Origin of the sequence: Rahnella bruchi (assembly GCF_003614975.1) — a bacterium.
GTDB classification, from domain to species: domain Bacteria; phylum Pseudomonadota; class Gammaproteobacteria; order Enterobacterales; family Enterobacteriaceae; genus Rahnella; species Rahnella bruchi.
This window is the reverse complement of sequence record NZ_QZWI01000012.1, coordinates 113,115-132,147: the sequence shown is the minus strand read 5'-3', so window position 1 is coordinate 132,147 and position 19,033 is coordinate 113,115. Positions and strand designations below refer to the sequence as shown.

The following is a 19,033-nucleotide window of genomic DNA, read 5'->3' as shown; positions in this document are numbered from 1 at the left end:
ATATCGGGCATTTCAGGCCATGACGCTGTGGTAACAAGTCAGGCGGGACGCGGGATGGCGTGACGCGGCTCAGATTTCTCTGCAAAACAAAATTCACGTTACAGCCAATAACATTTTTAGCCCGTTTTGAGGCTGAAACCTGTTTATACTGTTGATTCCACTCTCAGTGATCTCATTTTTCGGGTCCGCCCATGTCTTTAAGTACGCTTCGTTCTAACGCTCTGCTCAATAAACGCATTTTGTCGTTCATGCTGTTTACCTTCGTGGTCTATCTGACCATCGGCTTACCGCTCGCCGTTTTGCCGGGCTTTGTGCATAACACGCTGGGTTATAACTCCGTGCTGGCCGGGCTGGTGATCAGCGTCCAGTATTTCTCGACCCTGATAAGCCGTCCGCACGCAGGGCGTTACGCCGACCTGCTGGGCCCGAAACGGGTGGTGATTTTTGGTCTGATCTGCTGCGGGATGAGCGGCGTGTTTTATGCGATCGCTTTCTGGTTTGCCGCTTATCCGCTGGTGAGCTTGCTGCTGCTTTGTCTGGCGCGCGTTTTCTTAGGCGTTGGCGAAAGCTTCGGCAGCACCGGAACCACCTTATGGGGCATTGGTGCAGTTGGCGCAAAACATACGGCACGGGTGATTTCCTGGAACGGCGTGGCTACCTATGGCGCGATGGCCGTCGGTGCGCCGCTCGGTGTATTGCTCAACCACGCTTACGGGCTGATGGGCGTCGCGGTTCTGATTATGGTGGCTGCGGTGTTTGCCGCCATTCTGGCCTGCATGAAAGCGGCCATTTCCGTCACTGCAGGTAAACGTATCGCCTTTAAAGCGGTGGTCGGACGCATCTGGCTTTACGGACTGGGACTCGGTTTTGGCACTATCGGGTTCGGCGTTATCGCCACCTTTATCACGTTGTATTACGCGGACAAAGGCTGGAGCGGGGCAGCGTTCACGCTCACCTTATTCAGCCTCGGATTCGTAGGCGCTCGTCTGGTCTTCGGCAACATGATCAACCGGTTTGGCGGCCTGCGGGTCTCGCTGGTGTCATTCGTGTTTGAGATCGCGGGACTGCTGATGATCTGGCTGGGGCACGATCCGCTGTCAGTCCAGTTTGGCGCGTTCCTTACCGGATCCGGTTTTTCCCTTATTTTCCCGGCGCTGGGCGTGGAGGCCGTGAAACAGGTGCCGCCGCAAAATCAGGGCACGGCGCTGGGCTTATATTCTGCATTTTTAGATCTCGGGCTGGGGATCACCGGCCCGGTCGCCGGGTTGATTATTTCGCATCTGGGCACGCCGTCTATTTATCTGGCCGCGGCGTTTATGGTGGTGATTGCCTGGCTGCTGACCCTCAAAATATGGCTGCAAACGTCGCGTCAGACAAAGGCTGAATAACCTTTATAGCTGTGCGGATGATGTGTTTAGATAAATCCTAAATACGCCAAAATTCGGGATAAACACATTGTCTGGCAGAGTTATTGCGGTAAGGTCGCCTTGCGGTTAAAGAAGCGAGGAGCAACCATGTATTTACGGCCAGATGAAGTGGCACGCGTTTTAGAAACATCAGGTTTTGAACGCGATTTTATTGATGATAAAGCTTACGGCTATCGCCGTGGCGAGCATTATGTGTATGTAAACCGGGAAGCGCGGTTTGGCCGGACTGCCCTGGTAATACACCCGGCGCTGAAAGAGCGCAGTGAGCGATTTGCCGAACCGACGGCATCTTTTCGCAGCAGTGATGCGTACAAGAATTTCCCGCTGGATGTTTCCAGCGACAACGAAACCTATTATGGAATTTGCCACGGTTTCAGTTCACGTCAGATTCTGGCGAGCTATCTGGATAACGTCTTCAGATAATCACGCACTTATTTATGACAAAAGAAAGCCGCTGATTCAGCGGCTTTTTTGCGTTTAAACCAGGTGGATCTGGTTATAAGTCTGATTGTAGTCGCGGCGAAACTGCGCCAGTTCAAAAGGTTCGATATCCAGTTCCGCAAAATAAAACAGCGCCAGTTCGGCGTGTTCGCTGCTCAGTTGTGGCGGCAGATGGGCGCGCACCAGAATATTACGCCAGCGGACGATATTTTCTTCAGAGGCATCTTTAATAAATGTCTGATAAATAAACACAACGTAGGCTGCTTTGCGGATCTCTTCAGCGTAGCCACCGCTTATGGAGCGGATAAACATCTGGCTCTGTCGTTTGCCCATTTCCAGCAGCATGGAATCAATATAAACCGGTTTAATTTTCAACAGACTGGCGAGAGATGCATTCGCTTTGCGGGTGTCTGCCGTCATAAACCAATAACCCACAATAAAAACCACAACAATTGCAGCAAGCATAATCCATATCATTCTGGACTCTGGCCTCCGGCCTTTTCTGGCGTGATGTGAAAGGTGCATGCAACACCCGATGTGGGGAGTTTATCTGCTAATGACAGGAAATACGTGATGGAGTGACAAAGAATTTGTGCCTGCCTCGCAGAATGTCATTGTAAGGTCATGGGATATTGATTTAATCAGGCTGAAAGGGCATGAACTTTTAAAGGAGTGACGGATGGCCAGAAACATTGAAATTAAAGCCAGGATTGATGATTTTTCAGCGATGCATGAAAAACTGGCGCTGCTTGCCGACGGATTGCCGGACATCATTGAGCAGGACGATACTTTTTTTATCTGCCCGCACGGGCGTCTTAAATTACGCACTTTTTCGCCCGTTCTGGGTGAGCTGATTTTCTATCAGCGCCCGGATAAGGCGGGTCCGAAAACCAGTTTCTACCAGCTGACTGAAACCCAGGATCCCGACAGCCTGCGTGAAACGCTGACGCTTGCTTACGGCACCGCGGGTCGCGTCATCAAGCAGCGGACGTTATTCATGACCAGCCAGACCCGTTTGCATCTCGACCGGGTAAAACATCTGGGTGATTATCTTGAGTTTGAAGTAGTGCTGGATGAGGATGAAACGCCGGAGCAGGGCATTGCGATTGCTGAGGATTTACTGGAGAAGTTAGGTATCGGGCGGCAGGAGCTGGTCGATCAGGCTTATGTCGATTTGCTCAATGCTAAAGGCAAACACCATCAGGATTAAGTGAGTCATCACCGCCTTGCGGGTTGAAGGCGGTGATGTCAGTTACTGTTACTTCGTTTCTTCCAGTGAATACGGCAATGGCTGAATGCTCAGCTGGCTGGTGGCGTCGTCACGCACGCGCAAATTCGCGTCGGCATCCAGATCGTTATTCAGCACAGCCTGAACCCAAACCGTGCCGTCGCTGAGCTGCACGGCTGCCAGAACGGTACCGGTTCGACGCCAGTTTTCCCCGAGCTGCAATTCAAGATCGTCTGCCGGAGCGGGCACTTTGCTCGCCTTGCCGGACAACCAGTAAAGCGCACGTTTATTGGCACCACGGTATTTTGCTCGCGCCACCATTTCCTGCCCTGCGTAGCAACCCTTGGTAAAACTGATGCCGTCGAGCGCCTGAATGTTGGTCGCCTGAGGAATAAACTGCACGGCGTTTGGCGTATCGATCACCGGGAAACCGGCTTCGATATCCAGTGCCAGCCATTGCTGGCTGTCATTGCGCTGCGCCTGCTCGCCTAATTCTTCGACCACCTGACGGGCTTTTTCCGGACTGGTCACAATCAGATAACGTTCTGCTGGCAGGGAGAAATGCAGCAGGGTGGTTTCATCCTGTTGCACGACTTGTTGCTCCGCCGTTGGTAATGTCGAAAAGAGACCCGTCAGGGCGGCGCTGGCCTGGAAGCCCGCCACACCAAGCAAGACGACGTCGTCATCAGCCGTGAACGTCACTTTGGAGAACACCGCATATTTCTTCATTTCGGTTAACTGAGTGTCGCGCAAATTACGACGCTCAATAAATGCCATGCCGTCTCCGCGCTTGAACAGACGAAGGTTGCTCCACATTTTTCCTTTCGCGTCACAATGCGCGCAAAGAACGTGGCTGTCGGCTGCCAGCGCATCAACATCCACAGTGACCTGACCTTGCAGGTACTTCATGGTGTCCGCGCCGGTCATGGTCGCCAGCGCCCAGTCTTCCAGAGAGATCAACGTCAACGGCAGATGAGAGGACGCTGAAGGTTTTTGCGGTGGAAAGGGAAATTCGTTAGCCATTTTCTAATCCCGGTCAATGAAATGTGACTGATGACTCATGGTAAAAGAGCCCACCCGCTTTGAAAACAGTTATTGGTGCCTTTTACGGGATGTCTTCCAGAGAATGTAAAACACCTGACAGGTTTACAGCTGGTTTTACGGCACATCACGTAGATTGACAAAACAGGGCACTGAAAAATTACGTCGCATGACGCGCCGCTGTTAGAATCATCGCAGACATAAAGAAACTCACGTTCTGTATCCCAACAAAGAGCCTTGTTATGGAAAGCAAAAATCAACTGGATATTAATAACCGTTCCCGAGTTCACTGGGCCTGCCGCCGTGGTATGCGCGAGCTGGATATTTCGATCATGCCGTTTTTCGAGCATGAATATGATTCGCTAAGCTTGGCCGATAAAGAGGTGTTTGTCCGCCTGCTGACCTGTGATGACCCTGATTTATTTAACTGGCTGATGAATCACGGCGAGCCGAACGATACCGAATTACAACGCATGGTCGCGCTTATTCAGACGCGAAACAAAGCTCGTGGCCCTGTGGCGATGTGACCTGAGGGTGTCCTGGCGCAGTCAGCTTTTCTCACTGGGATGTTACGGTACGGTGATGCTGCTGATTTTGCTGGCACCCTGGCCTGCGGGTTACTGGCCTGTCTGGATGACGTTGTTATTGCTGGTGCTGTTTGAATGTATCCGCAGTCAGCGTCGTATCACGGCGCGTACCGGTGAAATTGTTCTGACTGATGATCACCGTCTTTTATGGCGCGGTCATGAATGGCAGATTAAACAACCAGTGTGGATGATAAGCCACGGCGCATTGCTTTCACTGCGTCGACAGAAACTCAAAGGCGGTCTGGCGCAGGCAATGCGCAGCAGAAGGCAGCGTTTGTGGCTGGCTTCGGACAGTATGAGTCAGGAAGAGTGGCGGCATTTGCGCCAGATACTGCTGAACAGTCATCCGCAAAGCCCGGCAGAACCGGGCTGATATTTGCGGCTAACACATCGGTAGCGAAGCGTTACAGCAGGGCGTCCATTTCCAGCAGGATTTGCTCGCACCACTGTTGCAGGCGTTCTTCGGTGAGATCAAACTGATTCACATCGTCGAGTGCCAGCCCGACGAAATGTTTGCCATCGGCGCTTAGCGGTTTCGGGCTGGTAAATTCAAAGCCTTCCGTCGGCCAGAATCCGATAAAGCGAACACCCAGCGGCACCAGCTGATGGTAAAGCATACCGAGCGCGTCGAGGAACCACTCGCCGTAGCCGAGCTGGTCACCCATACCGTACATGGCAACAATTTTGCCGCGTAATTTAAGCTTAGGAAGTTGATTCCAGACGGCTTCCCAGTCTTCCTGAATTTCACCGAAATCCCATGTCGGGATGCCGAGGATCAGGATGCTGTAGTCTTCCATCACATCAGGATCAACATCTTTAATGTTGTGCAAATCAACCAGTTCTTCGCCCAGAATGTCGCGAATTTTCTCCGCAGCCATTTCGGTGTAGCAGGTGCTGGAACCGTAGAAAAGTCCAATTTTCATGCTTGTTGCCATAACGTCATAAGTATACGAATGGCAGGCAGTGTAGCAGATTTGGATGCATGAAAGGCATAATGGCTGGCGCAGTATGTGCTCAGGAAACAGGAGTCGGAATGCCAAAACAAGAGAATGTGAACACTCAGGACGTTACCTCTGAGCAGGCTTTGCAGGCAGTGAATCAGGCCGATCAGGGTCTGACAGAGCAGTTTCTGGATATGCTGTGGATTGAGCGAAATCTCGCTGAAAATACGCTCTCGTCCTACCGGCAGGACCTCAAAACGCTGCTGGGCTGGCTGCATCACAATAAGACTGATTTACTGCATGTCAGCGCGGAGGATTTGCAATCTTTCCTCTCCGAGCGGATCGAGGGTGGATATAAAGCCACCAGCTCAGCGCGTCTGCTCAGTGCGATGCGCCGTCTGTTCCAGTATATGAACCGCGAATCAGTGCGTCAGGATGATCCGACAGCATTACTGTCTTCGCCAAAATTACCGCAGCGGCTGCCGAAAGATCTCAGTGAAGCCCAGGTCGATGCGCTGCTGGCTTCGCCAAGCGTGGATGTTCCCCTGGAACTGCGCGATAAAGCGATGCTCGAACTGCTGTATGCCACCGGTTTGCGTGTTTCCGAGCTGGTTGGGCTGACGCTCAGTGACCTGAGTCTGCGACAGGGCGTGGTGCGCGTTATCGGTAAAGGGAACAAAGAACGTCTGGTGCCGATGGGCGAGGAAGCGGTGTACTGGATCGAGAATTATTTCGAGCACGGCAGGCCGTGGCTGCTCAACGGACAGTCGCTGGATATCGTCTTTCCGAGTAACCGCGCGCAGCAAATGACGCGTCAGACCTTCTGGCATCGTATCAAACACTATGCGATCCTTGCCGGTATTGATGCGGAACGTTTGTCACCCCACGTTCTGCGCCACGCCTTCGCCACCCACTTACTGAACCACGGTGCGGATCTGCGCGTGGTGCAAATGTTGTTAGGTCACAGTGATTTATCAACCACTCAAATTTATACCCATGTAGCGACTGAACGACTCAAACAGCTACATCAACAACATCATCCCCGTGCGTAACAGGCCGGAGAGAAAGGACGACATGATGAAAAAAGGTTTACTGCTGCTGACATTCCTGACTGCGTGTATGAGTTCCGCGGTCCATGCTGATGATGCAGCAATCAAAGCCACGCTGGGCAAACTGGGTATGAACAATGCCGAGGTACAGTCTACGCCGGTGAAAGGGCTGAGCGCCGTTTCCACCGACAGCGGTACGATTTATATCACCGAAGATGGCAAGCATGTTTTGCAGGGGCCGATGTATGACGTCAGCGGCAGCCATCCGGTCAACGTGACCAACAAAGCGCTGGTGAAAAAGCTCGATGCGCTGCAAAACGAAATGATTATCTACAAAGCCAAAAACGAAAAGCATGTGATTACGGTGTTCACTGACATCACCTGCGGCTATTGCCACAAATTGCACCAGCAGATGCAGGACTACAACGATCTGGGAATCACAGTGCGCTATCTGGCCTTCCCGCGTCAGGGGCTGAATTCCCAGACTGAGAAAGATATGCAATCAATCTGGTGTACCGGCAACCGTAAAACCAATTTTGATGCGGCGATGCGCGGCGATGCAATCACACCGGCGACCTGTGCCACCAGCATTGCAAAACACTTTGAACTGGGCGTTCAGTTCGGCGTTACCGGCACTCCGGCTGTGGTGCTGGAAGACGGTACTTTGATCCCGGGCTATCAGCCGCCAAAAGAAATGGCTGCCATGCTCGATCAGCAGGATCCTTCACATAAAACGGGTGGTTGATTTTTCGTGACCTTGCAGACTCAACTTCGCCGCCGTGAGGCAGCGACTGGCGTGGAACTTCCCGCCGATCTTTCCCCTTTGTTGCGCCGTTTGTATCTCGCCCGCGGGGTGAAAGAAAGTCAGGAGCTTGAGCGCAGTGTGCGCGGAATGCTGCCTTATCAGCAACTTGACGGCATTGATGCTGCGGTCGCGCTGTTGCAAAAAGCACTGGCTGAGCGTCTGCGCATTATTATCGTTGGCGATTTTGATGCCGATGGCGCAACCAGTACCGCGCTCACCTTGCTCTCGCTGCGCAGCATGGGCTGCGGGAATCTGGACTATCTGGTGCCAAACCGTTTTGAAGACGGCTACGGCCTCAGCCCAGAAGTGGTTGAACAGGCGGCGTCGCGCGGTGCGGAGCTGATTCTGACCGTCGACAACGGCATTTCCTCTCACGCGGGCGTCACGCTGGCCCACGAAAAAGGCATTAAGGTACTGGTCACCGACCACCACTTGCCGGGCGAAACCTTGCCCGATGCCGAAGCGATTATTAACCCGAACCTGGTCGGCTGCGAGTTCCCGTCAAAATCGCTGGCAGGCGTCGGGGTAGCGTTCTATCTGATGCTGGCGCTGCGCAGTGCTTTACGTGACAGCGGCTGGTTTGAGCAAAATGGTCTGGCTATTCCTAATCTGGCGGAACATCTGGATCTGGTCGCGCTGGGTACGGTGGCGGATGTCGTTCCACTCGATGCCAACAACCGCATCATGGTGTATCAGGGGCTGAACCGTATCCGTGCCGGTAAATGCCGGGCAGGGATCCGCGCGCTGCTGGAAGTGGCGGGGCGCGAAGCCCGCACATTGTGCGCCAGTGATTTAGGTTTTGCGCTCGGGCCACGGCTCAACGCCGCCGGTCGTCTTGATGATATGTCGGTCGGCGTGGCGCTGTTACTCAGTGAAGACATTGGTCAGGCTCGTGCACTGGCCAGTGATCTGGATGCGCTGAACCAGACCCGCCGCGAGATAGAGCAGGGGATGCAGGTTGAAGCGCTGGCGCTGTGCGACAAACTCGAGCGCAGCACTGATGCACTGCCTTTCGGTCTGGCGATGTACCATCCGGAATGGCATCAGGGCGTGGTCGGTATTCTGGCATCACGTCTGAAAGAGCGCTTTAACCGGCCAGTGATTGCGTTTGCTCCCGCGGGTGCTGGCATTCTGAAAGGCTCCGGTCGTTCGATAGCCGGTTTGCATATGCGTGATGCGCTGGAACGCCTCGATACGCTTAATCCTGGGCTGATGATGAAATTCGGCGGGCATGCAATGGCTGCCGGTTTGTCGCTGGAAGAAAGCAAGTTCGACGAGTTTCGCGACAAGTTTGCCGAACTGGTAGGTGAATGGCTGGATCCTTCGTATCTGGAAGGTGTGGTCTGGTCAGATGGCGAGCTTTCTGCCCGTGAGCTGACCATCGATACGGCTGAAATGTTGCGCGACGGTGGCCCCTGGGGGCAGGCGTTCCCGGAACCGACGTTCGACGGTACGTTCCGCATCCTGCAACAGAAACTGCTCAAAGAGCGTCATCTCAAGCTGATGATAGAACCTGTCGGCGGCGGTCCGCTGCTTGACGGTATCGCATTTAACATTGATCCGACGTTCTGGCCGGACAGCAGTATCCGCGAAGTACAGCTGGCATACCGGCTGGATATCAATGAATTTCGGGGAAATCGCAGCGTTCAGTTGATCATCGAGCATTTATGGCCGAAATAAGCGATTTTTGCCCGCAATAAACCCTGCAAAAAAATGGCTCCTTGCTATAAAAACACCGCTAATTCCGTTAGAATCTGCGGTTCGAATGGCATTGGGCCAACTCCGAATCTAACGTAAGACGCGAAAAATCATGTTTGAAATTAATCCGGTTAAAAACCGCATTCAGGACCTGTCCGAGCGGACAGTCGTTCTTCGGGGGTATCTTTGACTATGATGCCAAGAAAGAACGCCTCGAAGAAGTAAACGCCGAGCTGGAACAGCCGGACGTGTGGAACGAGCCAGAACGCGCACAGGCGCTGGGCAAAGAACGTTCCTCGCTGGAAGCTATTGTTGAAACCATCGATGAGTTATTGCAGGGCGCGGAAGATGTGACCGGCCTGCTGGAACTGGCTATTGAAGCCGACGATGAAGATACTTTCAACGAAACGGTTGCAGAACTTGATGCACTGACCGTCAAGCTGGAACAGCTGGAATTCCGCCGCATGTTCTCCGGTGAATACGACAGCGCGAGCTGCTATCTCGATATCCAGGCCGGTTCCGGTGGTACGGAAGCGCAGGACTGGGCGAGCATGCTGCTGCGTATGTATTTGCGCTGGGCAGAAGCCAAGGGTTTCAAAACAGAAGTTATCGAAGAATCTGACGGTGAAGTAGCAGGACTTAAATCTGCGACCATCAAGATCATCGGCGATTATGCGTTCGGCTGGCTGCGTACTGAAACCGGCGTTCATCGCCTGGTGCGTAAAAGCCCGTTCGACTCCGGTGGTCGTCGCCATACGTCTTTCAGTTCCGCGTTTGTTTATCCGGAAGTGGATGACGATATCGAAATCGAAATTAACCCTGCCGACCTGCGTATCGACGTATACCGCGCGTCCGGTGCGGGTGGCCAGCACGTCAACAAAACGGAATCTGCGGTACGTATTACCCACCTTCCGACCAACATTGTGACTCAGTGTCAGAACGACCGCTCCCAGCATAAAAATAAAGATCAGGCCATGAAGCAGATGCGTGCGAAGCTTTATGAGTATGAGATGCAAAAGAAAAATGCGGACAAACAGCAGCTGGAAGACAACAAGTCTGACATCGGCTGGGGCAGCCAGATTCGTTCTTACGTGCTGGACGATTCCCGTATCAAAGACTTACGCACGGGCGTTGAAACGCGAAATACGCAGGCCGTACTGGATGGCGACCTGGATAAATTCATTGAGGCAAGTTTGAAAGCCGGGTTATGAGGAACCAAAATGTCTGAGCAACAACCAGCAGCGCAAAGTGCAGAAACCGTACCAGATCTTAACAACGAGCTGAAATCTCGTCGTGAGAAGCTGGCTTTACTGCGCGAATCCGGTATCGCTTTCCCTAACGATTTCCGTCGTGACAGCATCTCTGATGAATTGCATGCGAAATATGGCGAAAAGACCAACGAAGAACTGGAAGCATTAAACATCGAAGTCACCGTCGGTGGCCGTATGATGACCCGCCGTATCATGGGCAAGGCGTCTTTCGTGACCCTGCAAGATGTCGGCGGTCGTATCCAGCTTTACGTTTCGCGTGATGACCTGGCAGAAGGCATCTACAACGAGCAATTCAAAAAATGGGATCTGGGCGATATCCTGGGTGCAACCGGTAAGCTGTTCAAAACTAAGACCGGCGAACTGTCGATCCATTGTTCTGAACTGCGTCTGCTGACTAAAGCACTGCGTCCGTTGCCGGATAAATTCCACGGCTTGCAGGATCAGGAAGCGCGTTACCGTCAGCGTTATCTCGACCTGATCGCTAACGACGATTCCCGTAAAACCTTCAAGATCCGTTCTCAGATCATGTCTGGTATCCGCAGCTTCATGGTGGAAAACGGCTTCATGGAAGTCGAAACCCCGATGATGCAGGTGATCCCTGGCGGTGCAGCGGCGCGTCCGTTCATCACTCACCACAATGCGCTCGACATCGATATGTACCTGCGTATTGCGCCAGAACTGTATCTGAAACGTCTGGTTGTGGGTGGTTTTGACCGCGTATTCGAAATCAACCGTAACTTCCGTAACGAAGGCGTTTCTCCGCGTCATAATCCAGAGTTCACCATGATGGAACTCTACATGGCGTACGCGGATTACAAAGATCTGATCGTTCTGACCGAAACTCTGTTCCGCACTCTGACCGAATCCGTTCTGGGCAGCAGCGTTGTGCAGTACGGCGACCAGACTTTCGATTTCGGTAAGCCTTTCGCCAAGCTGACCATGCGTGAAGCGATCTGCAAATACCGTCCGGAAACTAACGTTGCAGATCTCGACGATCTGGCTAAAGCGACCGCTATCGCAGAATCTATCGGTATCAAAATCGAGAAGAGCTGGGGTCTGGGCCGTATCGTTACCGAGATCTTCGAAGAAACCGCTGAAGCGCAGCTGATCCAGCCGACCTTCATTACTGAGTACCCGGCTGAAGTTTCTCCGCTGGCGCGCCGTAATGACGACAATCCTGAAATCACTGACCGTTTTGAATTCTTCATCGGTGGTCGTGAAATCGGTAACGGTTTCTCTGAGCTCAATGATGCGCAGGACCAGGCGCAGCGCTTTGCTGACCAGGTTTCTGCGAAAGATGCAGGCGACGACGAAGCGATGTTCTTCGATGAAGACTACGTGACAGCGCTGGAACACGGCCTGCCACCGACTGCTGGCCTGGGCATTGGTATCGACCGTATGGTTATGCTGTTCACCAACAGCCACACCATCCGCGACGTTATCTTGTTCCCGGCGATGCGTCCGCAGACACAAAAATAAGTTTCTTCAGAAACAACAAAAGGGCGCTCCGGCGCCCTTTTTCATGCCGCAGATCACGCCGCACGCTAACTGCTTAAAACTCCAGCGCTTATCCGCAATCACGCCTTGCTACGTTGTCGTAACCGGTTATAATGCCAGTCGCACACCGATGCGGGTGTAGTTCAATGGTAGAACGGCAGCTTCCCAAGCTGCATACGAGGGTTCGATTCCCTTCACCCGCTCCAAAACTTTCTTCTCTGCACTTATTCAACATCCTACAAAAATCATTCCCGATGCCTGCTGATCCGTATTTCCCTGTACGGTATTTTTGCATGTCTGAAACTTGGTCTCAGAGCAAAAAATCAATACAAATCAGCCCTCTCACCTGCGAAGGGGAGAGGGCTGATTCACATAACGCTTTGCAAACTCGTTTTAAAGCAAGCCGCAGTTACTTGTTTTTCACCTGCAAGCCACGCGGTAGATTGTTGTTATCCACCTGCGGTAAACCGGTAGAGGCAGAAGAGGTGAGCAAGCCGGTCTCAACGTAGTTTTGCAGTTTCTCGCGGGTATCGGTGATATCCAGGTTACGCATGGTCAGCTGGCCGATACGGTCATCAGGTGAGAATACGGAATCACCTTTTTCCATGGTCAGGCGCTCTGGTTTGTAGGTCAGATTCTCAGAGACCGTATTCATGATGGTGTAGTCGTTGCCGCGACGCAGTTCCAGAGTCACTTCGCCGGTGATTTCGCTGGCGACCCAACGCTGAGCGGAGTCGCGCAGCATCAGAGCCTGTGGATCAAACCAGCGACCCTGGTACAGGAGACGGCCCAGCACACGGCCATTCGCATGATATTGCTCGATGGTGTCTTCGTTATGGATACCGGTCAGCAGACGCTCGTAAGCGATGTGCAGCAGCGCCATTCCCGGAGCTTCGTAAATCCCACGGCTTTTGGCTTCGATAATACGGTTTTCAATCTGGTCGCTCATGCCCAAACCGTGACGGCCACCGATGCGGTTGGCTTCCATCATCAGCTCAACGCTGTCGTCAAAGGTTACGCCATTCAGCGCAACCGGATAACCACGCTCAAATCGGATAGAGACTTCTTCCGCTTTCACGACGACATTTTCGTCCCAGAATTTCACGCCCATAATCGGGTTAACGATTTTGACGCCGGAATCGAGGAATTCCAGATCCTTGGCTTCGTGGGTGGCGCCCAGCATGTTGGAGTCAGTGGAGTAAGCTTTCTCGGTCGACATTTTGTAGTCGAAACCAGACTGAATCATGAATTCAGACATCTCATGACGGCCACCCAATTCATCAATAAAGTCGGTATCCAGCCACGGTTTATAAATCTTCAGTTCAGCATTGGTCAGCAAACCGTAACGATAGAAACGCTCGATATCGTTACCTTTGTAAGTGCTGCCGTCACCCCAGATATTCACGCCATCTTCTTTCATCGCGGCAACCAGCATAGTACCGGTCACGGCACGGCCCAGCGGCGTAGTGTTGAAATAAGTCACACCGGCAGTGGTGTTGTGGAACGCGCCACACTGAATGGCGGCGATGCCTTCGGCAACCAGCTGTTTGCGACAATCAATCAGGCGAGCTTTCTCTGCACCGTATTCCATCGCTTTACGCGGAATGGCATCGTAATCTTCTTCATCAGGTTGACCCAGGTTGGCCGTGTAGGCATAAGGGATGGCGCCTTTTTTCTGCATCCACAGCAGCGCTGCGCTGGTGTCCAGACCGCCGGAGAACGCGATACCCACACGCTGATTGATAGGAAGGTGCTTGAGAATAGTTGTCATCGATAAAATCCTGTATGAATTAGGGCTGTCTGCTAAAGGTTTCAATGCCTATATTGATAACGCAAAACCGGGGTCAGGTAAAAGATATTTTGCATATTCATGTGCATTTTATTGCATAATTATACAAAAGTCATGCCTGCACAGTCGTGTTTCATTCAAAATATCTTCGCGTTTTAATGTGGCATCTGTCGCCGCCAAAATCCACCCCTGACTTGCCATTCCCAAAGCCATAATGACTCTTCCGCTTACAGAAGTTATCAAGGAGTGAGAATGAAAGTTTCAGCGCGCAATCAGCTATCCGGCACGGTTTCAGAAATTGTGGAAGGTGCGGTAAACGACGAAGTGGTGTTAGCACTCGATACGGGCGAAAGCCTGGTGACAGTCGTCACGAAAAACAGCGTGAAAACTCTGGGTCTGGTAGTGGGTAAAAAGGCCATCGCTATTATCAAAGCGCCGTGGGTGGTGCTGGCCTCGCCCGACTGCGGTCTGAATTTCTCTGCCCGCAATCAGTTCATCGGCAAAATTGACGATGTGAATCTTGGCGCGGTGAACTCCTCGGTGAGCATTACCTCCGATAAAGGCCTGGCGCTGACCGCGATGGTCACTAACGACAGTGTGAATGAACTGAGCCTGAAACCGGGCGATGCCATTCTGGCGCTGGTCAAAGCCTCCAGCGTGATTTTAGCGACACAAAAATAATGAAGGCACGGCCAGATTTATCGTGTGGTGTGGAGTCTGGCCGGGTTTCATCAAAGCTGCGGGCATTTAATCTGACCGATAGCCTTTTCATAATCTCTGTTATTATTTTTCTCGAGCGCGGTTTTCGCGTTACGTATCAAATCTTTATTATCTTTTGACAGCAAAATTTTATTTGCCCAGTCATCATCAGAGACTTTCTTTTCAGGCTGGCACTTTTCTTTGGTATCACGGACAAGTTGCTGTTTATTCTTACCAAATTCCAGACTCTGAAAAGCGGAATCTGCGAGAGCAATCCCTGGCATAGACATAATAATAATAAGAGGTAGTGCGCGAACAATATTCATTGTGATACCACCTGCATCCGGTTGTTAATAAAGAGGATATAACGACTATATGTTCAATGCCGGTATTACGCAAACCCGAGCGGGGAGCACGGCCGCCAACCTCACATCCCCTCCAGCGGCAACACATCCAGCGGTTTCACTTCCCTGAGCACAAACGACGTTTGCATCTCTTTGATGCCCGGCAGGCGGCGTACCACTTCCATTGCGAAGCTGGAAAAACTGTCGAGATCTTTCGCTACCACCTGCAACAGAAAATCGGCATCACCGGCAATCGCGTAGCAGGCGATCACCGCAGGCAATGCGCCAACTTCCTGTTCGAAACGTTGCGCATCTTCCTCGCTGTGACTGTCGATTTTGACCCGGATAAAAGCCAGCAACCCCAGACCGATTTTTTTCCGGTCAATAACCGCCTGATAGCCGGTGATCACGCCGTTGTCTTCCAGTTGTTTGGTGCGCCGCCAGCAGGGAGAAGCTGCCATACCGACCTTATCTGCGAGCTCCTGATTGGTCATGCGCCCCGAGGTCTGAAGCTGCTTCAGAATGCGAAAATCTGCCGCTGAAATTTCGGATGTGGACATAATCTGCCTTTTTGAAGTGATTTCTAGAAAGGGATAACCAGATTAGTGCATTTTACACCGTTAAAAGAAAGCACCTTTCAGCCGCCGCTCATTATCATGGTTCTCTTACTGATGAACGAAAGGGCGCATAAATGACAGAGACACTCCGGGTGGCAATTATCCTCAATCCTGAGCTTCCGACGGGATTACTGGCAAATACGGCGGGCGTGATTGGTATCGGATTAGCGGCAAACTTCCCGATGCTGGCAGGCATTTCGCTGACTGATGCGCAGGGCGTCACGACAGATTCTATATCGAAATACCCGCTGCCCATTCTTCAGGCAACGCCTGATCACATTAAGGCACTGATGTTTAAAGCGCTGGATGCCGCAGGCGAGCGCAGCGTGGTGCCGTTCCCGTCTTTTGCGCGCACCATGCATCAGTTTGAGCAGTATGAAATGACGTTTCCGCTAAGAGATTTGTACGATGAAGTGCTGGATGGCGTGGGGCTGGTCGGCGCGGAAAAATGGATAAAATCACTGACGGGAAATTTGAAGTTATTGCGCTAGTGAGCTGAATCCTCAGGTATAAAAAAACCGGCAAAAGCCGGTTTTTCTTTATCATCAACCCGATATCAGTTCGTTACTTTCAGCTGCGGATAGCGTTTGAAAATCGTCAGACACCAGACGAACGCGACGCAGCCAATCAGGCCACCGGCGTAGCCGACGTTGCTCATTTCCAGATGCAGACTGACCTGATTGCCGAGAAGCGCGCCCGCGCCGATACCGATGTTGTAGATACCCGAAAGCAGCGCCATCGAGACATCTGTGGCGTCCGTCGCCAGCGCCAGTACGCGCACCTGCATCGCCAGGCCAATAATCATCATCGCCAGTCCCCAGATTACACAAAGGATGGAAATGCTGACCGGGTTCATGACCGCGACAAACAGTAGCAACATGCTGAGCGTGACCATCAGGATCGGGCCGCTGAGCATGGCCGCCGGGAAGCGGTTGCCCAGCACACTAAATGCAATACTGCCGAGAATCCCCGCGCCGCCGAAAATCAGCAGCAGGAAGGTGGTGAAGTTTTCACCCATATTGGCGACAGTCTGAATAAAGGGTTCGATGTAACTGTACGCCGTATAGTGAGCAGTCACTATCAGTGCGGTCAGCACATACATACCGACCAGCGCAGGGCGGCGGAACAGCATCGGCACGCTTTTCAGCGAACCGGTATGCTCACTCGGTAACGGCGGCAACAATCTGATGAGGCAAATCAGCGTCAGCAGCGCGACAACGCCGATACTCATAAAGGTGGTGCGCCAGCCAAGATATTGACCAATCAGGCGGCCAAGCGGCAGACCGAGCACCATCGCCAGCGCGGTGCCGGTCGCCAGCATACTGAGCGCCTGTGTTTTTTTACCGGCAGGTGCCACGCGAATGGCCAGCGAGGCGGTAATCGACCAGAAAATCGCATGAGCCAGGGCGATACCGACGCGTGAGGCGACCAGACTCCAGAAATCCCAGGCCACGACCGAGAGAATATGGCTGGCGATGAATATCACAAAGATGACGATCAGTAAGCGCTTTCGCTCGACATTGCGGGTCAGCAGCATCAGCGGCAATGACATCAGCGCCACTACCCACGCGTAGATAGTCAGCATCAGCCCGACCTGTGCGGTCTGCATGTTGAAACTGGCGGCGATGTCAGAAAGTAATCCGACGGGCACGAATTCAGTGGTGTTGAAGATGAACGCGGCAATAGCCATCATCACAACGCGGAGCCAGGCTGTCCTGCGCGAAACGGTATCTGAGTGCATTGAAATTTATGACTTATAAGAAGAGGTGGAAATCAGGCCTCTGTCTGGCAGACGCCTGTTGAGCGCATAGTGTGTTTTATTTGTTCTAAAAATGAAACAGAAAATTGGCCTAACAGATAAATGTTTAGACGACAATTTTAGTTATGGAAACTGCGACGCTGATCACTTACTGCTTTGCATCATGCCAGCACCAGTGCCACGGCTCATAAATAAAGCCCCACGGGTTATTCAGCGGGAAGGACATAACGAAACCAAAGCGGGCTGCGTGAGTTTGCAGCCACTGAAAAGCCTCGGTTTCGCCAAAAACGCCGGTCACTTCGTCGCAGCCGGGGGTATTGATATCCACCGCGCAACCGGTGTGGTGCTCGCTGCATCCGGGCGGTGCCAGCGAGGTGAAAAACTCTTGCGGCGTGATGCCAGCTTCCTGTTTAGCGCGGATCAGCCCGGCCTGATAATCCAGACTGCGGAAAGCAGAGACCAGATAAATGCCCACCCCGTCGGCAGTCGCCTGCAGTTTCATCTGATGCCAGGCGGCAGCGGCGGGGGAGATCAGCCGGTAAACTTTGCCGGTTTCAGCATCAGTTTCTGTCTCCTCCAGTAAGTGCTCACTTACCTCTTCAAAATAGGGCAGCGTACGATGGGCAATGACCCGCGGATCGATGCCCAGATCAAGCAATAACCGGTCGGTTCTGGCTTTCAGCGCGGCCTGATTCATGCCTGTTCGTTTCCCGGACGGGCAATCACGTCATTCATGGCTTCCGTCATGGCTTTACCCGCCGTGCGCATCGACTGCTGATAGCGTGCGGAGGCCGCAACAAAGGCATTCAGCAGCTGCGTATCCTGCGGATGTTGCTGATATTCCGGATGCCACTGCACGCCAAGGCAGAAATCATACTCCTCACACTCAATGCCTTCGATAACGCCGTCCGGCGCATAAGCATTCACGATGCAACCGGGGCCCACCGATTTCACCGCCTGATGGTGCGAGCTGTTAACCTCGTAATGGTCGCGATCGACGCAGCGGCTGAGCAGCGAACCTTCCACTATCTCTACCGGATGACGGGCGCGCTTTTTGCCGCCCGCGTTTTCAGTATCAACGGTCGTGCTATGTTCAAGGGCGTCGGGGAGTGCATCGGGAATGTGCTGATGCAACGTGCCACCGGTTAAAACGGCAAGCAGCTGCTGACCGCCGCAGATCCCCAGCAGCGGCATATTGCGCTGCATGGCACCTTTAACGATGGCTTTTTCGAATTCGGTGCGAGCGGGTTTCAGGCGAACTTGATCGCTGGTCTGTTGCTCATTAAAGAGTTCAGGCGGCACATCAAACGCGCCGCCGGTGACCACAATGCCGTCACACATAGAGAGATATTCATCCGCCAGTTCAGCGTGATGAGGCAAAGCCAGCGGCACCGCACCGAGCTCTGCCAGACTGTTCATATAGTTCTGACGCAGGGCATACCAGGGAAAATCGGCGTAGCCACCAGCTTCCTCGCTGTCCAGTGTTACCCCAATCACTGGTCTGGATTGAAATTTTGTCTGCATTCGACTGAGTTCCTGCATGAAGATGAAAAACAATCAGAAAATGCACCATATCAAGCCGTGGTCGGAGCAAACAATATAAATTATCAATACTTCTAATTTTCAGGATTTAGCTCTGGTTTTCTCACCGGTTAAGGTGAACGGACAGAGGGTTTTTCACGCTAAGCCTGCGTTTTCCTGACAAAATTCCGGGACAGACTGACACTTCCTGATGCTTTTCTGTCGTCGTCTTCAATATTCATTCTCATTTAGTTCTTAACATTAGCAGGCCGGAAAGGATAAATTAGCGGGTATCATTCATCCTGCTGAATGAAATATA

21 protein-coding genes and 1 tRNA gene are annotated in these 19,033 nt (G+C 52.5%); 13 read left to right on the top strand and 9 right to left on the bottom strand.

From position 1 onward, the window contains the following. The first annotated feature begins 191 nt into the window (after positions 1–191). Positions 192–1,388 (top strand): MFS transporter, encoded by a 1,197-nt coding sequence (locus D5398_RS18645; RefSeq protein ID WP_120508961.1) that lies wholly within the window; start codon positions 192–194, stop codon positions 1,386–1,388. 126 nt (positions 1,389–1,514) lie between these two features. Further along, positions 1,515–1,850 carry a DUF2002 family protein gene (locus D5398_RS18640; RefSeq protein WP_112289777.1) on the top strand — a complete coding sequence of 112 codons (336 nt, stop codon included), beginning with the start codon at positions 1,515–1,517 and terminating at the stop codon, positions 1,848–1,850. A gap of 54 nt (positions 1,851–1,904) precedes the next feature. Here D5398_RS18640 and D5398_RS18635 read toward each other — a convergent pair whose 3' ends face one another. Next, positions 1,905–2,345, bottom strand: coding sequence for a DUF1198 domain-containing protein (locus tag D5398_RS18635; RefSeq protein ID WP_120508960.1), 441 nt, complete (start codon positions 2,343–2,345; stop codon positions 1,905–1,907). Between the two features lie 202 nt (positions 2,346–2,547). Here D5398_RS18635 and D5398_RS18630 point away from each other — a divergent pair, with 202 nt between their 5' ends. Beyond that, complete coding sequence (locus tag D5398_RS18630; protein WP_120508959.1) at positions 2,548–3,078, top strand: class IV adenylate cyclase; 531 nt, start codon at positions 2,548–2,550, stop codon at positions 3,076–3,078. Between the two features lie 48 nt (positions 3,079–3,126). Here the strand turns inward: D5398_RS18630 and ygfZ are convergent, their stop codons facing one another. Continuing rightward, on the bottom strand, positions 3,127–4,119 hold the full coding sequence (ygfZ, locus tag D5398_RS18625; RefSeq protein ID WP_120508958.1) for a tRNA-modifying protein YgfZ: 993 nt from the start codon (positions 4,117–4,119) through the stop codon (positions 3,127–3,129). 278 nt (positions 4,120–4,397) lie between these two features. Here ygfZ and sdhE point away from each other — a divergent pair, with 278 nt between their 5' ends. Beyond that, positions 4,398–4,664: an FAD assembly factor SdhE gene (sdhE, locus tag D5398_RS18620; protein WP_120508992.1), complete on the top strand. Its 267-nt coding sequence runs from the start codon at positions 4,398–4,400 to the stop codon at positions 4,662–4,664. Continuing rightward, on the top strand, positions 4,645–5,097 hold the full coding sequence (locus D5398_RS18615; protein WP_120508957.1) for a protein YgfX: 453 nt from the start codon (positions 4,645–4,647) through the stop codon (positions 5,095–5,097). The genes sdhE and D5398_RS18615 overlap by 20 nt, the downstream gene beginning before the upstream one ends. 31 nt (positions 5,098–5,128) lie before the next feature. Here the strand turns inward: D5398_RS18615 and fldB are convergent, their stop codons facing one another. After that, complete coding sequence (fldB, locus tag D5398_RS18610; protein WP_120508956.1) at positions 5,129–5,647, bottom strand: flavodoxin FldB; 519 nt, start codon at positions 5,645–5,647, stop codon at positions 5,129–5,131. Positions 5,648–5,757: 110 nt separating this feature from the next. Between fldB and xerD the strand changes: the two genes are divergently transcribed. The 6 genes from xerD (at position 5,758) to D5398_RS18580 (ending at position 12,191) form a co-directional block, all read left to right on the top strand. After that, positions 5,758–6,717: a site-specific tyrosine recombinase XerD gene (xerD, locus tag D5398_RS18605; RefSeq protein ID WP_120508955.1), complete on the top strand. Its 960-nt coding sequence runs from the start codon at positions 5,758–5,760 to the stop codon at positions 6,715–6,717. 25 nt (positions 6,718–6,742) lie between these two features. Beyond that, a complete protein-coding gene (gene dsbC, locus D5398_RS18600) occupies positions 6,743–7,459 on the top strand; it encodes a bifunctional protein-disulfide isomerase/oxidoreductase DsbC (RefSeq protein ID WP_120508991.1) in 717 nt (238 codons plus the stop codon). 6 nt (positions 7,460–7,465) lie between these two features. Next, positions 7,466–9,199, top strand: a complete 1,734-nt coding sequence (recJ, locus tag D5398_RS18595; RefSeq protein ID WP_120508954.1) for a single-stranded-DNA-specific exonuclease RecJ — start codon at positions 7,466–7,468, stop codon at positions 9,197–9,199. 130 nt (positions 9,200–9,329) lie between these two features. Next, positions 9,330–10,428, top strand: a protein-coding gene (gene prfB, locus D5398_RS18590) for a peptide chain release factor 2 (protein WP_120508953.1) whose coding sequence is annotated in 2 segments (ribosomal slippage) — positions 9,330–9,404 and positions 9,406–10,428 — 1,098 coding nt in all. Because the reading frame shifts where the segments join, the coding sequence is not laid out codon by codon here. Positions 10,429–10,437: 9 nt separating this feature from the next. Beyond that, a complete protein-coding gene (lysS, locus tag D5398_RS18585; RefSeq protein ID WP_120508952.1) occupies positions 10,438–11,967 on the top strand; it encodes a lysine--tRNA ligase in 1,530 nt (509 codons plus the stop codon). Positions 11,968–12,117: 150 nt separating this feature from the next. Further along, positions 12,118–12,191: transfer RNA gene (locus D5398_RS18580), tRNA-Gly, on the top strand. Between the two features lie 203 nt (positions 12,192–12,394). Here the strand turns inward: D5398_RS18580 and argG are convergent. Continuing rightward, entirely contained in the window at positions 12,395–13,756 is a 1,362-nt protein-coding gene (gene argG, locus D5398_RS18575) for an argininosuccinate synthase (RefSeq protein WP_015689414.1), read from the bottom strand. Positions 13,757–14,026: 270 nt separating this feature from the next. Here argG and D5398_RS18570 point away from each other — a divergent pair, with 270 nt between their 5' ends. Continuing rightward, on the top strand, positions 14,027–14,455 hold the full coding sequence (locus D5398_RS18570; RefSeq protein WP_120508951.1) for a TOBE domain-containing protein: 429 nt from the start codon (positions 14,027–14,029) through the stop codon (positions 14,453–14,455). A gap of 50 nt (positions 14,456–14,505) precedes the next feature. Here D5398_RS18570 and D5398_RS18565 read toward each other — a convergent pair whose 3' ends face one another. Both D5398_RS18565 and D5398_RS18560 read right to left on the bottom strand, forming a co-directional pair. After that, the gene (locus tag D5398_RS18565) at positions 14,506–14,799 is read right to left on the bottom strand and encodes a YicS family protein (RefSeq protein WP_244216797.1); all 294 of its coding nucleotides are present in this window, start codon (positions 14,797–14,799) and stop codon (positions 14,506–14,508) included. Between the two features lie 101 nt (positions 14,800–14,900). Further along, entirely contained in the window at positions 14,901–15,377 is a 477-nt protein-coding gene (locus D5398_RS18560; RefSeq protein WP_120508950.1) for an Lrp/AsnC family transcriptional regulator, read from the bottom strand. Between the two features lie 131 nt (positions 15,378–15,508). Between D5398_RS18560 and D5398_RS18555 the strand changes: the two genes are divergently transcribed. Continuing rightward, complete coding sequence (locus D5398_RS18555; RefSeq protein ID WP_120508949.1) at positions 15,509–15,925, top strand: DUF2000 domain-containing protein; 417 nt, start codon at positions 15,509–15,511, stop codon at positions 15,923–15,925. A gap of 65 nt (positions 15,926–15,990) precedes the next feature. Here the strand turns inward: D5398_RS18555 and D5398_RS18550 are convergent, their stop codons facing one another. The 3 genes from D5398_RS18550 to D5398_RS18540 form a co-directional block, all read right to left on the bottom strand. Continuing rightward, positions 15,991–17,175, bottom strand: a complete 1,185-nt coding sequence (locus tag D5398_RS18550; RefSeq protein ID WP_120508948.1) for a sugar transporter — start codon at positions 17,173–17,175, stop codon at positions 15,991–15,993. 166 nt (positions 17,176–17,341) lie between these two features. Further along, on the bottom strand, positions 17,342–17,890 hold the full coding sequence (locus D5398_RS18545) for a M15 family metallopeptidase (RefSeq protein WP_120508947.1): 549 nt from the start codon (positions 17,888–17,890) through the stop codon (positions 17,342–17,344). Beyond that, a complete protein-coding gene (locus D5398_RS18540; protein ID WP_120508946.1) occupies positions 17,887–18,717 on the bottom strand; it encodes a gamma-glutamyl-gamma-aminobutyrate hydrolase family protein in 831 nt (276 codons plus the stop codon). Before D5398_RS18540 ends, D5398_RS18545 begins: the two co-directional genes overlap by 4 nt. Positions 18,718–19,033: the final 316 nt, after the last annotated feature.

Coding starts and splice junctions, on each gene's coding strand:
- D5398_RS18560 (WP_120508950.1), bottom strand. CDS start 15,377: ATGTCCACATCCGAAATTTCAGCGGCAGATTTTCGCATTCTGAAGCAG.
- D5398_RS18630 (WP_120508959.1), top strand. CDS start 2,548: ATGGCCAGAAACATTGAAATTAAAGCCAGGATTGATGATTTTTCAGCG.
- D5398_RS18645 (WP_120508961.1), top strand. CDS start 192: ATGTCTTTAAGTACGCTTCGTTCTAACGCTCTGCTCAATAAACGCATT.
- D5398_RS18555 (WP_120508949.1), top strand. CDS start 15,509: ATGACAGAGACACTCCGGGTGGCAATTATCCTCAATCCTGAGCTTCCG.
- D5398_RS18565 (WP_244216797.1), bottom strand. CDS start 14,799: ATGAATATTGTTCGCGCACTACCTCTTATTATTATTATGTCTATGCCA.
- dsbC (WP_120508991.1), top strand. CDS start 6,743: ATGAAAAAAGGTTTACTGCTGCTGACATTCCTGACTGCGTGTATGAGT.
- fldB (WP_120508956.1), bottom strand. CDS start 5,647: ATGAAAATTGGACTTTTCTACGGTTCCAGCACCTGCTACACCGAAATG.
- ygfZ (WP_120508958.1), bottom strand. CDS start 4,119: ATGGCTAACGAATTTCCCTTTCCACCGCAAAAACCTTCAGCGTCCTCT.
- D5398_RS18540 (WP_120508946.1), bottom strand. CDS start 18,717: ATGCAGACAAAATTTCAATCCAGACCAGTGATTGGGGTAACACTGGAC.
- lysS (WP_120508952.1), top strand. CDS start 10,438: ATGTCTGAGCAACAACCAGCAGCGCAAAGTGCAGAAACCGTACCAGAT.
- D5398_RS18550 (WP_120508948.1), bottom strand. CDS start 17,175: ATGCACTCAGATACCGTTTCGCGCAGGACAGCCTGGCTCCGCGTTGTG.
- D5398_RS18545 (WP_120508947.1), bottom strand. CDS start 17,890: ATGAATCAGGCCGCGCTGAAAGCCAGAACCGACCGGTTATTGCTTGAT.
- D5398_RS18570 (WP_120508951.1), top strand. CDS start 14,027: ATGAAAGTTTCAGCGCGCAATCAGCTATCCGGCACGGTTTCAGAAATT.
- D5398_RS18640 (WP_112289777.1), top strand. CDS start 1,515: ATGTATTTACGGCCAGATGAAGTGGCACGCGTTTTAGAAACATCAGGT.
- argG (WP_015689414.1), bottom strand. CDS start 13,756: ATGACAACTATTCTCAAGCACCTTCCTATCAATCAGCGTGTGGGTATC.
- D5398_RS18635 (WP_120508960.1), bottom strand. CDS start 2,345: ATGATATGGATTATGCTTGCTGCAATTGTTGTGGTTTTTATTGTGGGT.
- xerD (WP_120508955.1), top strand. CDS start 5,758: ATGCCAAAACAAGAGAATGTGAACACTCAGGACGTTACCTCTGAGCAG.